The following is a 14,465-nucleotide window of genomic DNA, read 5'->3' on the forward strand; positions in this document are numbered from 1 at the left end:
GCATGCCCAAGACACCGAAGCTTTCCCACCATCGCCGCGCTTTGCTGATCGCGGCCGGCCTTGCAGTCACTGCCGTGCCGCTCGCGAACGCACAGGGCAACGAGGACATCGTCATCGGCGGCTCGATCCCGATGACCGGCGTGTTCGCCTTCGCAGGCGTCGGCATCAACGCCGGCATCGCCGACTACGTGAAGATCGTCAACGACGCGGGCGGCATCAAGGGGCGCAAGCTGCGCTATGTGCCGGAAGACACGGGCTACAAGGTCGATGTGTCGGTGGCTGCCTTCAAGAAGATCACGAGCCAGAACAAGGTCAACCTCTACTACGGCGACTCGACCGGCTTCTCCAAGACCATCAACCCCGAGCTCGAACGCAACGGCCAGATCCTCATGGCCGGCGCTTCGTTTGCCACCGAACTCAACGACTCGGCCAAGTACCCGAACCAGTTCCTGGTCGGTCCCGACTACACCGAGCAGATCGGCATCCTGCTGCGCCACATCGCCAAGGAAAAGCCGGGTGCAAAGGTGGCCTTCGTGTATTCCGATTCCGAATTCGGCCGCGATCCGATCGAAGCCAGCGAAGCCGCCGCCAAGAAGCTGGGCCTCACCGTGCCGGTCAAGCTCATGACGCCGCCGGGCAGCGTGGACGTGTCGACCGAAGTCATCAAGCTGCGCCGCGCTGCGCCCGACTACACCATCTTCCACGGCTACATCCTCGCGCCCATTCCGGAGTTCGTGCAGCAGGGCAAGCAGATGGGCATGACCAGCAAGTGGATGGGCACCTTCTGGACCATGGACAGCTCCACCGTCATGAAGATGGGCGAAGGCGCCGACGGCTTCATGGGCGTGATGCCCTACCGCTACTACTACGACACCTCGGCCAAGGCGCCGATGCTCGACAAGATCCGTGCGCTGCGTCCCGAGTACCAGAGCACGGCCTACACGCAGGGCTTTCTCACCGCGATGCTGTTCACCGAAGCGGTCAGGCGCACGCTGGATGCGGGCAAGCCGCTGGACGGCAAGAACCTGAAGGCCTCGCTCAACACCATCAAGGATTTCGACACGGGCGGGCTCATTGGCATGCCGATCACGGTCAAGGGCAACTCGATTCCGGTGGGCCGCGTCTACAAGGCCGACATGAAGGCGCAGAAGATGGTGCCGGCATCGGACTGGATCTCGCTGAACTGATGGACGCGCGCACGGCACCCGACCTCGTGCTCGAGGTCAACAACCTCGAGGTGGTCTACAACAAGGTCGTGCAGGTGCTGCGCGGCCTGTCGCTGGCCGTGCCGCGCGGGCAGATCGTGGCGCTGCTCGGCAGCAACGGGGCGGGCAAGTCGACCACGCTGAAGGCAGTGTCGGGCCTGCTCGCGCTGGAAGACGGCGAGGTGGAGGCGGGCCGCATCGTGTTCGACGGCGCGCCGACCGCTCAGCTGGCGCCGCAGCAACTCGTGCGGCGCGGCCTGAGCCATGTGATGGAAGGCCGGCGCGTGTTCGAGGACCTGACGGTCGAGGAGAATCTGATCGCCGCGACCTACGCGCTCACTGGGCGCGACGGCCCCGCGCCGCCGCGCAACTTCGACGACGTCTACGCGTACTTCCCGCGCCTGCACGAACGCCGCAAGGGCCTCGCGGGCTATCTCTCGGGCGGCGAGCAGCAGATGCTGGCCATCGGCCGCGCGCTGGTCGCGCAGCCCAAGCTCATCCTGCTCGACGAACCCTCCCTGGGCCTCTCGCCCAGGCTGGTGGAAGACATCTTCACGATCATCGCGCGCATCAACGCCGAGCGCGGGACCTCGATGCTGCTGGTGGAGCAGAACGCGAGCGTGGCACTGGCCATTGCCCATACCGGCTACATCATGGAAAGCGGCAAGGTCGTGATCGACGGCAGCGCCGAGCGGCTCGCGGCCGACCCCGACGTGCGCGAGTTCTACCTGGGCGTGGGCGGCAGCGGCGAGTCGCGCAGCTTTCGCGCGCTCAAGCACTACAAGCGCCGCAAGCGCTGGCTCTCATGACCGATGCTGCGCTTCCCTCGCTGACATTGCCGCAGATGCTGCGCGAGCAGGCGCGCTTGCGGCCCCAACGCATCGCGATCCGCCAGAAGGACTTCGGCATCTGGCATCCGCTGGACTGGGCCGGCTACCTGCGCCGCGCATCCCGCTTCGGCCTCGGCCTGCGTGCGATGGGCCTGGCGCCGGGCGGGCATCTCGGCGTGGTCTCCGAGAACCGCGTCGAGTGGTTGCTCGCGCAGATGGGCGCCGGCCTGATCGGCGCCGTGACCGTCGGCGTCTACCCGACCAGCCCGAGCAACGAAGTGGCCTACGTGGTCGGCCATGCAGACATCGAGGTGATCGTCTGCGAAGACCAGGAGCAGACCGACAAGGTGCTCGAGGCCATCGGCCAGCTGCCGCGCCTGCGCAAGATCGTCGTGATCGAGACCAAGGGCCTGGCGAGCTATCCGCCCGAAGTGCGCGGACTCATCGCAACCTTTGCCGAAGTGGAACAGGCCGGCGCCGAGGTGCACGCACGCGAGGGCGACGCGCTGATCGAAGCCGCCCTGCAACGCCAGACGCTCGCCGACATCGGCCTGATGATCTACACCTCGGGTTCCACCGGCAAGCCCAAGGGCGCGATGATCTCGTACCGCAACATCCGCGGCGTGGTGCCCGGCATCGTCGAGCGGCTGTCGCTCGACGGCGACACCACGCATCTTTCGTACCTGCCGCTGTGCCACGTGGCCGAGCAGATGCTCACGGCCTTCGTGCCGGTCTACCTGGGCTCGCAGGTGAACTTCGGCGAATCGATCCGCACCGTGCAGGAAGACCTGCGCGAAGTGGCGCCCACCATGTTCCTTGGCGTGCCGCGCATCTGGGAGAAGCTGCATGCGGGCATCAGCATCAAGATGCAGGAGGCGGGCCGGCTGCAGCGCGCGCTGTTCCACCGCGCGCTCGCGGCTTGCGCGCCGCTGGCCGAGAAGCCGCGCAGCGCCTGGACACTGGCCGAGCGCGGCCGTTTCTCCCTGTACTACTGGACGGTGCTGCGCGCGCTGCAGAACTTCATCGGCCTGCGGCGCGCGCGCGTCGCACTCACCGGCGCGGCGCCGATTCCGGCCGACGTGGTGCGCTTCTTCCGCACGCTGGGCGTGCCGCTGGTGGAGGTGTACGGCCTCACCGAATCGACCGGCATGATCGCCGGCCACCGCAGCGATGCCGTGAGGATCGGCACGGTCGGCCCGCCGACGCTGGGCACCGAGCACCGCATCGGCGAAGCGGGCGAACTGCTGGTGCGCGGCGAGATGGTGTTCGAGGGGTACTACAAGAACCCCGAGGCCACGGCCGCGTCGATCCGCGAAGGCTGGCTCTACACCGGCGACGTGGTGCGCGAAGAGGATGGCCAGCTGCGCATCATCGACCGCCTGAAGGACATCATGATCACGGCCGGCGGCAAGAACCTCACGCCCTCGGAGATCGAGAACACCATGAAGGGCAGTCCCTTCATCAAGGAATGCATCGTGGTGGCGGACGGACGCAAGTTCGTCGGCGCGCTGCTGCAGATCGACTACGAAACGGTGGGCAAGTGGGCTGAGGCCGAGCGCATTCCGTTCACGCACTTCCGCTCTCTGGTGGAAGAGCCGCGGGTGCGCGCGCTGATCGAATCGGAAATTTCACGCGGCAACGACAGGCTCGCGCAGGTGTCGCAGATCCGGCGTTTTCACCTGCTCACAAAAGAGTTGGACCACGACGACGGCGAAGTCACCGCAACCATGAAGGTGCGGCGCTCCAGCATCTACAAGGCTTACGCCGAAGAGATCGAGGCGCTGTACCGCGCCTGACCCGCAGCGCGTTTTACTCGCCGCGCGCAGGCCGGGCCCGCACGTCGGTCACGTCGCCTGCGGTGCGCAGCGACAGCGGGCTGCGCACCGACTCGCCGCGCGCACGCGCATTGGCCACATCGGCGGCGCTCGGCCCGGCCGGCTGTGCCGCATTGCGAAAACGCTCGAAGCCCGAACGCGGGTTGAAGCGCCCGCCCATCGAGGCCATCCAGGGCGTCACGGGCTTGCCCGTGATCCGCCCCCAGGCGTAGCGAACGCCCCACACGGCCGCCAGCAACATGACCGCCACCGCCAGGCTGGCCGCGAAGACCAGCCCCAGGAGCAGAAGAATGACGCGAAAAATGAAGTTCATCATCCGACTTTAGGCCGCAACGGCCTCCGATGGTTCCCCGGCCCTGGTGAACGAGAACTGGCCGGGGGTCCGGATCGGGTCGGTATTCACCTCGATGGTGTCCTTCGGCCCGAAGCTGCCGTCGAGCAGCAGCTTCGAGAGCGGATTCTCGATGCGCTGCTGGATCGCGCGCTTGAGCGGCCGCGCGCCGAACACCGGGTCGAAGCCGACCTTGGCAATCTCGGCCAGCGCCGCGGGCGACACTTCCAGGCCCAGGTCCATCTTCGCGAGCCGCGCCTGCAGCACCTTGAGCTGGATCGCGGCGATCGATTCGATGTTCTTCGCGTCGAGCGCATGGAACACCACGGTCTCGTCGATGCGGTTCAGGAACTCGGGGCGGAAGTAGTTCTTGAGCTCGTCCCACACCGCTTCCTTGATCTCCTCGGCGGGCCGGCCCACCATCGACTGGATGATCGGCGAGCCGATGTTGCTGGTCATCACGATCACGGTGTTCTTGAAGTCCACGGTGCGGCCCTGGCCGTCCGTGAGGCGGCCATCGTCGAGCACCTGCAGCAGCACGTTGAACACGTCGTGGTGGGCCTTCTCGACCTCGTCGAGCAGCACCACGCTGTAGGGCTTGCGGCGCACGGCTTCGGTCAGGTAGCCGCCCTCCTCGTAGCCCACGTAGCCCGGCGGCGCGCCGATCAGGCGGGCGACCGAGTGCTTCTCCATGAACTCGCTCATGTCGATGCGGATCAGGTGGTCTTCGCTGTCGAACAGGAAGCCCGCGAGCGCCTTGCACAGCTCGGTCTTGCCCACGCCCGTCGGGCCGAGGAACAGGAACGAGCCGGTCGGGCGGTTCGGATCACTCAGGCCCGAGCGCGAGCGGCGGATCGCATTGGCGACCGCACCGATGGCCTCGTCCTGGCCCACGACGCGCTCGTGCAGCTTGTCTTCCATCACCAGCAGCTTGTCGCGCTCGCCCTGCATCAGCTTGGCGACCGGAATGCCGGTGGCGCGCGCCACGACCTCGGCAATTTCCTCGGAGCCCACTTGCGTGCGCAGCAGCGTGGGCGCGCTGGACTTGCCCTTGCTCGCCTCGCTTTCCTCGGCCTCGCGCAGGCGCTTCTCCAGCGCCGGCAGCTGGCCGTACTGCAGCTCGGCGAGCTTGTTGAAGTCGCCCTTGCGCTTCCATTCCTCGATCTCGAACTTGATCTTGTCGATGTCCTCGCGGATCTTCGCGCTGCCCTGCGCCTGCGCCTTCTCGGCCTGCCAGATTTCGTCGTAGTCGGCGATCTCCTTCTGCAGGCGCCCGATCTCGTCCTCGATCAGGCCGAAGCGCTTCTGCGAGGCTTCGTCCTTTTCGCGGCGCACGGCTTCGCGCTCGATCTGCAGCTGGATCAGGCGGCGGTCGAGCCGGTCCATGACCTCGGGCTTGGAGTCCATCTCGATCTTGATCTTGGCCGCGGCCTCGTCGATCAGGTCGATGGCCTTGTCGGGCAGGAAGCGGTCGGTGATGTAGCGGTCGCTCAGTTCGGCCGCGGCCACGATGGCCGGGTCGGTGATCTGCACGCCGTGGTGCACCTCGTACTTCTCCTGCAGGCCGCGCAGGATGGCGATGGTGGCCTCCACGCTGGGCTCGCCCACGAGGATCTTCTGGAAGCGGCGCTCCAGCGCGGCGTCCTTCTCGATGTACTTGCGGTATTCGTCGAGCGTGGTGGCGCCCACGCAGTGCAGCTCGCCGCGCGCGAGCGCGGGCTTGAGCATGTTGCCCGCGTCCATGGCGCCCTCGGCCTTGCCGGCGCCCACCATGGTGTGAAGCTCGTCGATGAAGACGATGGTCTGGCCTTCGTCCTTGGCCAGTTCGTTCAGCACGGTCTTCAGGCGCTCTTCGAACTCGCCGCGGTACTTGGCGCCCGCCAGCAGCGCGGCCATGTCGAGCGACAGCACCCGCTTGCCCTTGAGCGAGTCGGGCACTTCGCCCGCGACGATGCGCTGCGCCAGGCCCTCGACGATGGCGGTCTTGCCCACGCCGGGTTCGCCGATGAGCACCGGGTTGTTCTTGGTGCGGCGCTGCAGCACCTGGATGGCGCGGCGGATTTCCTCGTCGCGGCCGATGACGGGGTCGAGCTTGCCGAGGCGGGCCCGCTCGGTGAGGTCGATGCAGTATTTCTTGAGGGCTTCGCGCTGGCCCTCGGCGTCGGCGCTGTTCACGCCCTGACCGCCGCGCACGGCGTCGATGGCAGCTTCGAGCGACTTGCGGCCGAGGCCGTTTTCCTTGGCGATCCTGCCGATGTCCGACTTGCTGTCGGCCACGGCCAGCAGGAAGAGTTCGCCCGCAATGAACTGGTCGTTGCGCTTGATGGCTTCTTTTTCCGTGGCCTGCAGCAGCTTGCCGAGTTCGGGGCCGACCTGGACGATGTCGTGCCCCTGTACCTGCGGCAGCTTCTTGATGGCCGCCTCGGCCGCCTTCGCGAGGCCCGGCACGTTGACGCCGGCGCGCTCCAGCAGGGCGCGCGGGCCGTCCTCCTGGCGCAGCATCGCGGCCAGCAGGTGGGCCGGCTCGATGTAGGCGTTGTCGTTGCCGAGCGCGAGCGTCTGGGCGTCGCTCAGTGCTTCCTGGAACTTGGTGGTGAGTTTGTCTTGTCGCATGGTGGTATTCCTGCACTCAAAATAGGACTGTTCGGGCGCGATTCAAGGCGTCCGGCGCTTCGGGCACGGCTATTGCACCGTGCCCGCTCATTTTTCGAATGGAGTCGATCATGGTTTTTTCAATGCAGCGCGCCCATCCGGTTCGCCGGGCGCTCGGCGTCGGTCTCTTTTTAGCGGCCATGGGCCTCTCGGGTCTTGCGCAGGCGCAAGGCACGCCCATCCGCCTGCTGGTCGGTTTTCCGGCCGGTGCCGGCACGGACGCCATTGCACGCACATTGGGCGAAAAACTCAAGGACGTGCTGGGCGTGCCGGTGGTGGTGGAAAACCGCGCCGGCGCCGGCGGACAGATCGCGGCGCAGGCGCTCAAGGCGGCCCCGGCCGACGGCCATACGCTGTTCATCTCCCATGACCATTCGATCTCCATCCTGCCGCAGGTGGTGAAGAACCCGGGCTTCAACCCCGCGACCGACTTCGTGCCCGTGGCCGGATTCGCCACCTTTGCCAACGTGCTGGCGGTCTCGGGCGGCACGCCGGCCAAGAGCATCGACGAATACGTGAAGTGGGTTCGCACCCAGCGCGGCGGCAAGGAAACCATCGGCATTCCAGCGCCCGCCTCTATCCCTGAGTTCCTGGTGAAGATGATCTCGGAAAAATACAAGATCGACGTGCAGCCCGCGCCCTACCGCGGCAGCGCGCCGATGACGGCGGACATGCTGGGCAACCAGATCACGGCCGGCATCGCCTCGGTGCCCGACTTCATCGAGAACCACAAGGCCGGCAAGGTGCGCATCGTCGCCTCCATCGGCGCCAAGCGCCAGGCCGTGCTGCCGAACGTGCCCACCTTCACCGAGCTGGGCTTCTCGAACCTGGAAGACCTGCCCTACTACGGCATCTTCGCGCCCGTGGGCACACCGCAGCCGATCATCGACAAGTACGGCGAGGCGCTGCAAAAGGTGCTGGCCATGCCCGACGTGAAGCAGAAGCTCACGACCATGGGACTGACGGTCGGCTACGAGCCGCAGGGCCAGTTCGCAGGCCGCGTGCGCAGCTATACGCAGACCTGGGAACGCATCATCCAGTCGAGCGGCTTCAAGCCCCTCTGATCAGGCGTTGGGGGCGGTGATGCCCCAGCGCGCCAGTGCGGCGTCGTCGCTGACGCGCGCATCCACCCAGCGGGCGCCTTCGGGCGTCTGTTCCTTTTTCCAGAATGGCGCCTGGGTCTTGAGGTAGTCCATCAGGAACTCACAGGCCTCGAAGCTCTGGCCGCGGTGGGCAGAGACCACCGCCACCATCATGATCTGGTCGAGCGGCTGCAGCAGGCCCACGCGGTGGATCACGCGCGCACCCAGGATGTCGAAGCGCTTGTGCGCCTCGTCGATCATGGCCTCGATGGCCTTCTCGGTCATGCCGGGGTAGTGCTCGAGCTCCATCGAGGCGATGGTGCTGCCGTCGTTGCGATCCCTCACGGTGCCGACGAAGCTGCAGACTGCGCCCACGCGCTTGTCGCCGGCACGCAACGCGGCGACCTCCTGTCCCAGGTCGAAATCGGCTGTCTGGATCGAAACGCGTGAACCACTCATGCCGGGATTGTGGCATCGCGCTAGACTTCGGCAATGCCCCGCCCCGCCATGCTCTTCACAGTGCCCTCGCACACCGAAGGCACCCGTGCGCGCCAGGGCAGCAAAGCCAAAAAACCAAAGCTCGTCTGACCGGAGCTGCGGTTCCGTCGTCGGATGAGCGACGGAACCTGCCAAGGCCTTGGCCCCCACTGGGTTGCGCGCGCATCGGACGATGGTTCTTTTCCATCGGTCGATTCCCGCAAGGAAGCCTGCGTGCCGCAACCATCCATCCCCTCCTCTTCCAGCCCTGATTTCTCGGGCCTCTGGATTCCCCTTGTCACGCCGTTCCGGGGCGGCGCGGTCGACCATGCCGCACTCTCGGCGCTGACCCGCCGGCTCGCCGGCGACGGCGTGGCCGGCTTCGTGGTCTGCGGCTCGACCGGCGAGGCCGCCGCGCTCGACGAAACCGAACAGCTCGCCGCGTTCGATACGGTTCAGGCCACCGCCGAAGGGCGGCCGATCGTCATGGGCCTGTCCGGTTACCACCTGGGCAAGACCACGGCCTGGGTGCGCCGGCTCGCCGAACGGCCGCTGGCGGGGCTGCTGGTGCCCGCGCCGCACTACATCCGGCCCTCGCAGGCCGGCTTGCTCGAATGGTTCCGCGCCATTGCCGACGCCAGCGCCGCACCGGTGCTGGTCTACGACATTCCCTACCGCACCGGCGCAACGCTCACGCGCGAAACGCTGCTGGCGCTGGCCGAACACCCGCGCATCCGCGGCATCAAGGACTGCGGCGGCGACATGACCAAGACGCGCGCCGTGATTGCCGACGGCCGGCTCCAGGTGCTCTCGGGCGAAGACCACCAGATCTTCGGCACGGTGGCCGAGGGCGGCGTGGGCGCCATCGCGGCGAGCGGGCATGTGCAGACGCGGCGCTTCGTGCAGGTGCTGCGCCTCCTGGCCGAGAACCGGCTGGCACAGGCGCGCGCCGAATGGCAGCCGCTGCAGCCGCTGATCGAAATGCTGTTTGCCGAACCGAACCCCGGGCCGCTCAAGGCGCTGCTGGCGCACGATGGATCGATGCGCGACGAGTTGCGCTCGCCGATGACCCGCGCGTCCGACGCCTTGCGCGAGCGCCTGGTGGCGCTGGACGCGCGGCTCAGCCGCCCGTAACGGGGGGGAAGAAGGCGACCTCGCAGCCTTCGCGCAGCGCGGCCGCCTCGTCGCTCATGGCCTGGTCGAGCGCCATGCGCACGGCCTTGCCGCGCGCCAGCGCCGTGGCATATGCACCGCCGCGTGCGATGAGTTCGTCGCGCAGCGCGGCCAGCGTGGCGGCACCGGTGTCGACGGTTTCGCCGCCGGTGTCGAGTGCCTCGCGCACGGAGGCGAAGTAACGGATCTGGACCTTCATGGGCAGCTTCGGTCAGGCCAGCAGCGAGGCCAGAGGGATGAAATTCACCATATCGCCGGCCTGGATGATCTGGCTGGGCGGGTTGTCGACGACGCCGTCGCCCCAGACCATCGAGGTCAGCACCCCCGAGCTCTGGTTGGCGAACAGGTCGAGCCCGCCGGCGGCGTTGCGGCGCGCGCGCAGGAACTCGCGGCGGCGGTCGGCGCGCGGCCAGTCGAAATCGGCGCGCATCTGCACGGGCTCGGGCGCCACGCGCGTGGCACCCTGCAGCGTCAGCAGGAACGGTCGCACGAGCAACAGAAAGGTCAGAAAGCTGGACACGGGGTTGCCGGGCAGTCCCGTGATGTGGCAGCGCCCTTGCGCTTCGCCTCCGGACCTTGGGATCGACCCGTAGGCAAAGGGCTTGCCGGGCTTCATCGAGAGCGACCACAGCTGCAGCTCGCCGAGCGCCTGCACCGCGGCCTTGATGTGGTCTTCCTCGCCCACCGACACGCCGCCGGTGGTGATGATCAGGTCGCTGGTCTCGGCCGCACCGCGCAGCGCCTCGATGGTGGCTTCGCGCCTGTCGGGCACGATGCCCAGGTCGTTCACCTCGCAGCCGAGCCGGTGCAGCAAGGCGCGCATGAAGAAGCGGTTGGAGTTGTAGATCGCGCCGGGCTTCATGGCTTCGGGCGCAACCTCGCCGGGCATCACCAGTTCGTCGCCGGTGGACAGCAGTGCGACGCGCGGCCGCCGGGCCACCTGGAGCCGGTCGAAACCCACGCTGGCGGCGAGCCCGAGCGCGGCGGGCGTCAGGCGCTCGCCCTGGCGCAGCACCACGTCGCCGGCGGCCACGTCTTCTCCGGCCCGGCGAATCCATTGGCCGGCCGCGGGAACGATGCCGATGCGCACCGCGCCGAGCGTGCCCTCCTGCGGCACGGCCTGGGTGTCTTCCTGCATCACGATGGCGTCGGCGCCCTCGGGAATCTGGGCGCCGGTGAAGATGCGCGCCGCGGTGCCGGCCGCCAGCGGCGTGCCCACGGTGCCCGCGGGAATGCGCTGCGCGACCTGCAGCACGGCGCCCGGCGCGGCGCAGTCGGCCACGCGCACCGCATAGCCGTCCATCGAGCTGTTGTCGCGCGGCGGCACGGTGAGCGCGGAGACGATGTCCTGCGCGAGCACGCGGCCGTCCGCATCGAAGGTCGCAATGCTTTCGGCGGGCAGCTTCGGCAGCGCCTTGGCGAGCAGGCTCGCAAGGGCTTCGTCGAGCGCCATCAGCGGCGGGCGCGAGGAGGGCACGGAATCAGCCATGGTGTTCGGGGTTGTATTCGAAGCGGCTTGCGCTGTCGATCAACCACTGCGCGATGCCCTCGATGTCGTCGAGGTCGAACAGCGGCAGGCTGGTGGGCACCGGCAGGCTCGCGGGCGCGTCGGTGGCAATGGCGGTCACGAAGGCGTCCTCGATGTACTGCGAGGGCCGGGGCGGCTTGCCGTCCTCGGGGGCGCGCCAGACCTCGATCTTGAGCAGGTCGCTGTGCTTGAAGCCCTCGACCAGCACCCAGTCGACGCCGTCATGTAGCTCGGCGATGAGGTCGTGCACCGACAGCTGTGCGGGCTGCTCGAATTCGCGGATCAGTGCGAGCCGCTTGTCCGACGCCACCACCACCTCGAAGGCCCCCGCTTCGCGATGGCGGTAGGTGTCCTTGCCCGGATGGTCGATGTCGAACTTGTGGTGCGCATGCTTGACCACCGACACGCGCTGGCCATGGAGCTTGAGCACGGGAATCAGGCGCTCGACCAGCGTGGTCTTGCCCGAACCCGAATACCCGGAAAAGCCGATCACCTTCATGTCGAGTTCCTGTGGCGCCCGTCTATGCGGCCGCCGAATGCATGTGCGGGGCAGCCGCTGCAGGGCGCGGCATGCGGCAAGGGTCGTCAGTCACAGTTCTGCGCGATGTAGGCCTTCACGGCCTCGGCATCGGCCGGCAGCTTGACGACCCGCTTGGGCAGCGCCTCGATGCCTTCGAACCTGGCCGGGCGCGCGGGCTCGTGGCCCAGCGCTTCCACCAGCGTGGCGGCAAACTTGATCGGCAGCGCGGTCTCGAGCACCACCATCGGCACGCCGGGCGCGAGGTGTTCGCGCGCGGCCTTGAGGCCGTCGGCCGTGTGCGGATCGACCAGCGTGGCAAAGCGCTTGTCGGTGTCGCGGATGGTGGCCAGGCGGTCGGCGTGCGTGCTGCGGCTGCTCTTGAAGCCGAAGCGCTCCGCGGCCTGCCGGAACGCGGGATCGGCGCTCAGGTCGAAACGGCCGTGGCGCCCCAGTTCGTCCACGAACAGCGAGCGCAGCTTGCCGGCATCGCGACCCACCAGGTCGAACACGAAGCGCTCGAAGTTGCTGGCCTTGCTGATGTCCATCGAGGGGCTCGAGGTCTCGTGCGTATCGGCCGCCGCGCGCACGCGGTAGATGCCGGTGCGAAAGAACTCGTCGAGCACGTCGTTCTCGTTGGTGGCGACCACCAGCGTCTGGATCGGCAGGCCCATCATGCGCGCCACATGGCCCGCGCAGACGTTGCCGAAGTTGCCCGACGGGACGGTGAAGCTCACGGGCTTGTCGTTGCTGGCCGTGGCCTGGAAGTAGCCGGCGAAGTAGTAGACGACTTGCGCGAGCAGCCGCGCCCAGTTGATCGAGTTGACCGTGCCGATGCGGTACTTGCGCTTGAAGCCCAGGTCGTTCGACACCGCCTTGACGATGTCCTGGCAGTCGTCGAACACGCCGCTGATGGCGATGTTGTGGATGTTCTGGTCCTGCAGGCTGAACATCTGCGCCTGCTGGAAAGGGCTCATGCGGCCATCGGGCGAGGTCATGAAGACGCGCACGCCCTTCTTGCCGCGCATGGCGTACTCGGCCGCGCTGCCGGTGTCGCCGCTGGTGGCGCCCAGGATGTTGAGCTCGGCGCCGCGGCGGGCCAGTTCGTACTCGAACAGGTTGCCCAGCAGCTGCATCGCCATGTCCTTGAAGGCCAGCGTGGGCCCGTTGGACAGGGCCTCGAGGTACACGCCGTCTTCCAGCTCGCGCAGCGGCACGATCTCGTCGCTGCCGAACACTTCGGCCGTGTAGGTCTTGGCGCAGATCGCCTTCAGGTCGGCCGGCGGAATGTCGTCGATGTAGAGCGAGAGGATCTCGAACGCCAGTTCCGCATACGGCAGCTCGCGCCATCTGGCGAGCGTGGCGGTGTCGATCTGCGGATAGTGCTCGGGCAGGTACAGGCCACCATCGGGCGCGAGGCCTTCAAGCAGGATTTCGCAGAAACGCTTGCGGTCGGGGTGGCCGCGGGTGCTCAGGTAGTTCACGTTGTGTCTCTTGCGCCGTCTCAGGACAGCTCTTCCTTGCGGATGCGCACGATCGGCTGCAGCACCGTGGGCAGTGCCTGCAGTTCGGCGAGCACGTCATTCACCGTGCCCTCGCGAGCATCGTGCGTGAGGATGATCAGGTCGGTCTGGGTCGAGCCTTCCCCGCCCACTTCGTCGGCTTCGCGCTGCAGCACGGCGTCGATGCTGATGCCCGCGGTGGCCAGCAGGCCTGTGACCTTGGCGAGCACGCCGGCCTGGTCGGCCACGCGCAGGCGCAGGTAGTAGCTGGTGACCACCTCGGCCATCGGCAGCACCTTCAGGTCGCTCATGGCATCAGGGTGGAAGGCCAGGTGCGGCACGCGGTGCGCAGCGTCGGCCGTGTGCAGGCGCGTGATGTCGACGAGGTCGGCAATCACCGCGCTGGCGGTCGGCTCGCTGCCCGCGCCCTTGCCGTAGTACAGCGTGGTGCCCACGGCATCGCCATGCACCACGACGGCGTTCATGGCGCCTTCGACGTTCGCAAGCAGCCGCTTCGACGGCACGAGCGAGGGGTGCACGCGCAGCTCGATGCCCTGCGCAGTGCGCTTGGTGATGCCGAGCAGCTTGATGCGGTAGCCGAGCTGTTCGGCGTACTTGATGTCCTGCGCCGCCAGCTTGGTGATGCCCTCGATGTGCGCCTTGTCGAACTGCACCGGAATGCCGAAGGCAATGGCGCTCATCAGCGTGACCTTGTGACCGGCATCGACGCCCTCGATGTCGAAGGTGGGGTCGGCCTCGGCATAGCCCAGGCGCTGGGCCTCCTTGAGCACGGTGGCGAAGTCGAGCCCCTTGTCGCGCATCTCGGACAGGATGAAATTGGTGGTGCCGTTGATGATGCCGGCCAGCCACTGGATGCTGTTGGCCGTGAGGCCCTCGCGCAGCGCCTTGATGATCGGGATGCCGCCGGCCACCGCGGCCTCGAAAGCCACCATCACGCCCTTGGCATGTGCAGCCGCGAAGATCTCGGTGCCATGCACCGCAAGCAGCGCCTTGTTGGCCGTGACCACGTGCTTGCCGGCCGCAATGGCCTCGAGCACCAGCTGCCTCGCAACGCCGTAGCCGCCGATGAGCTCGATGACGATGTCGATGTCCGGGTTGGCGATGACTTCGCGTGCGTCGGCAACCACCTTCACGCCTTCTCCGGCCACTTCGCGCGCACGCGCCGCGTCTAGGTCGGCCACCATCGTGATCTCGATGCCCCGGCCTGCGCGGCGCTTGATTTCTTCCTGATTGCGCAGCAGCACCTTGAAGGTGCCGCTGCCGACCGTGCCTGCGCCGAGCAGGCCTACTTGGATGGGTTTCATTGGGAGAG

General features: G+C 67.4%; 13 protein-coding genes. 5 read left to right on the forward strand and 8 right to left on the reverse strand.

From position 1 onward, the window contains the following. The first annotated feature begins 2 nt into the window (after positions 1 to 2). From IB278_RS05670 to IB278_RS05680, 3 genes are read left to right on the forward strand one after another with little or no spacing between them, the layout of a single operon-like run. Positions 3 to 1,187 carry an ABC transporter substrate-binding protein gene (locus IB278_RS05670; RefSeq protein ID WP_192322922.1) on the forward strand — a complete coding sequence of 395 codons (1,185 nt, stop codon included), beginning with the start codon at positions 3 to 5 and terminating at the stop codon, positions 1,185 to 1,187. Next, positions 1,187 to 2,014, forward strand: coding sequence for an ABC transporter ATP-binding protein (locus IB278_RS05675; protein WP_192322923.1), 828 nt, complete (start codon positions 1,187 to 1,189; stop codon positions 2,012 to 2,014). Before IB278_RS05670 ends, IB278_RS05675 begins: the two co-directional genes overlap by 1 nt. Then, positions 2,011 to 3,831, forward strand: coding sequence for an AMP-dependent synthetase/ligase (locus tag IB278_RS05680; protein ID WP_192322924.1), 1,821 nt, complete (start codon positions 2,011 to 2,013; stop codon positions 3,829 to 3,831). Before IB278_RS05675 ends, IB278_RS05680 begins: the two co-directional genes overlap by 4 nt. A gap of 13 nt (positions 3,832 to 3,844) precedes the next feature. Here the strand turns inward: IB278_RS05680 and IB278_RS05685 are convergent, their stop codons facing one another. Continuing rightward, a complete protein-coding gene (locus tag IB278_RS05685) occupies positions 3,845 to 4,183 on the reverse strand; it encodes a hypothetical protein (RefSeq protein ID WP_225612739.1) in 339 nt (112 codons plus the stop codon). Between the two features lie 9 nt (positions 4,184 to 4,192). Then, on the reverse strand, positions 4,193 to 6,814 hold the full coding sequence (gene clpB / locus IB278_RS05690) for an ATP-dependent chaperone ClpB (RefSeq protein ID WP_192322926.1): 2,622 nt from the start codon (positions 6,812 to 6,814) through the stop codon (positions 4,193 to 4,195). A gap of 110 nt (positions 6,815 to 6,924) precedes the next feature. On the opposite strand from clpB, the gene IB278_RS05695 reads away from it, so the two are divergent. Then, entirely contained in the window at positions 6,925 to 7,917 is a 993-nt protein-coding gene (locus tag IB278_RS05695) for a Bug family tripartite tricarboxylate transporter substrate binding protein (RefSeq protein ID WP_192322927.1), read from the forward strand. Here the strand turns inward: IB278_RS05695 and IB278_RS05700 are convergent, their stop codons facing one another. Then, on the reverse strand, positions 7,918 to 8,394 hold the full coding sequence (locus IB278_RS05700) for a molybdenum cofactor biosynthesis protein MoaE (protein WP_145745901.1): 477 nt from the start codon (positions 8,392 to 8,394) through the stop codon (positions 7,918 to 7,920). It lies immediately after the preceding gene. 153 nt (positions 8,395 to 8,547) lie between these two features. Between IB278_RS05700 and dapA the strand changes: the two genes are divergently transcribed. Then, positions 8,548 to 9,546 carry a 4-hydroxy-tetrahydrodipicolinate synthase gene (dapA, locus tag IB278_RS05705; protein ID WP_225612740.1) on the forward strand — a complete coding sequence of 333 codons (999 nt, stop codon included), beginning with the start codon at positions 8,548 to 8,550 and terminating at the stop codon, positions 9,544 to 9,546. Here dapA and moaD read toward each other — a convergent pair. The 5 genes from moaD to IB278_RS05730 all read right to left on the reverse strand — a co-directional run bounded on the left by moaD (position 9,533) and on the right by IB278_RS05730 (position 14,457). Beyond that, a complete protein-coding gene (gene moaD / locus IB278_RS05710) occupies positions 9,533 to 9,784 on the reverse strand; it encodes a molybdopterin converting factor subunit 1 (RefSeq protein ID WP_025569348.1) in 252 nt (83 codons plus the stop codon). The genes dapA and moaD overlap by 14 nt on opposite strands. 12 nt (positions 9,785 to 9,796) lie before the next feature. Next, positions 9,797 to 11,074, reverse strand: coding sequence for a gephyrin-like molybdotransferase Glp (gene glp, locus IB278_RS05715; protein WP_192322929.1), 1,278 nt, complete (start codon positions 11,072 to 11,074; stop codon positions 9,797 to 9,799). After that, the gene (gene mobB / locus IB278_RS05720) at positions 11,067 to 11,612 is read right to left on the reverse strand and encodes a molybdopterin-guanine dinucleotide biosynthesis protein B (RefSeq protein WP_124959291.1); all 546 of its coding nucleotides are present in this window, start codon (positions 11,610 to 11,612) and stop codon (positions 11,067 to 11,069) included. Before mobB ends, glp begins: the two co-directional genes overlap by 8 nt. Before the next feature lie 86 nt (positions 11,613 to 11,698). Then, the gene (gene thrC / locus IB278_RS05725) at positions 11,699 to 13,114 is read right to left on the reverse strand and encodes a threonine synthase (protein ID WP_145745905.1); all 1,416 of its coding nucleotides are present in this window, start codon (positions 13,112 to 13,114) and stop codon (positions 11,699 to 11,701) included. 20 nt (positions 13,115 to 13,134) lie between these two features. After that, positions 13,135 to 14,457 (reverse strand): homoserine dehydrogenase, encoded by a 1,323-nt coding sequence (locus IB278_RS05730; RefSeq protein WP_145745906.1) that lies wholly within the window; start codon positions 14,455 to 14,457, stop codon positions 13,135 to 13,137. Positions 14,458 to 14,465: the final 8 nt, after the last annotated feature.

The organism is Variovorax sp. VRV01, from assembly GCF_014852545.1.
GTDB lineage: Bacteria > Pseudomonadota > Gammaproteobacteria > Burkholderiales > Burkholderiaceae_C > Variovorax > Variovorax beijingensis_A.

Bases quoted from the DNA above. Each gene is read 5' to 3' on its own strand.
- IB278_RS05670 (WP_192322922.1), top strand. From the start codon at position 3: ATGCCCAAGACACCGAAGCTTTCCCACCATCGCCGCGCTTTGCTGATC.
- IB278_RS05675 (WP_192322923.1), top strand. From the start codon at position 1,187: ATGGACGCGCGCACGGCACCCGACCTCGTGCTCGAGGTCAACAACCTC.
- IB278_RS05680 (WP_192322924.1), top strand. From the start codon at position 2,011: ATGACCGATGCTGCGCTTCCCTCGCTGACATTGCCGCAGATGCTGCGC.
- IB278_RS05685 (WP_225612739.1), bottom strand. From the start codon at position 4,183: ATGAACTTCATTTTTCGCGTCATTCTTCTGCTCCTGGGGCTGGTCTTC.
- clpB (WP_192322926.1), bottom strand. From the start codon at position 6,814: ATGCGACAAGACAAACTCACCACCAAGTTCCAGGAAGCACTGAGCGAC.
- IB278_RS05695 (WP_192322927.1), top strand. From the start codon at position 6,925: ATGGTTTTTTCAATGCAGCGCGCCCATCCGGTTCGCCGGGCGCTCGGC.
- IB278_RS05700 (WP_145745901.1), bottom strand. From the start codon at position 8,394: ATGAGTGGTTCACGCGTTTCGATCCAGACAGCCGATTTCGACCTGGGA.
- dapA (WP_225612740.1), top strand. From the start codon at position 8,548: ATGAGCGACGGAACCTGCCAAGGCCTTGGCCCCCACTGGGTTGCGCGC.
- moaD (WP_025569348.1), bottom strand. From the start codon at position 9,784: ATGAAGGTCCAGATCCGTTACTTCGCCTCCGTGCGCGAGGCACTCGAC.
- glp (WP_192322929.1), bottom strand. From the start codon at position 11,074: ATGGCTGATTCCGTGCCCTCCTCGCGCCCGCCGCTGATGGCGCTCGAC.
- mobB (WP_124959291.1), bottom strand. From the start codon at position 11,612: ATGAAGGTGATCGGCTTTTCCGGGTATTCGGGTTCGGGCAAGACCACG.
- IB278_RS05730 (WP_145745906.1), bottom strand. From the start codon at position 14,457: ATGAAACCCATCCAAGTAGGCCTGCTCGGCGCAGGCACGGTCGGCAGC.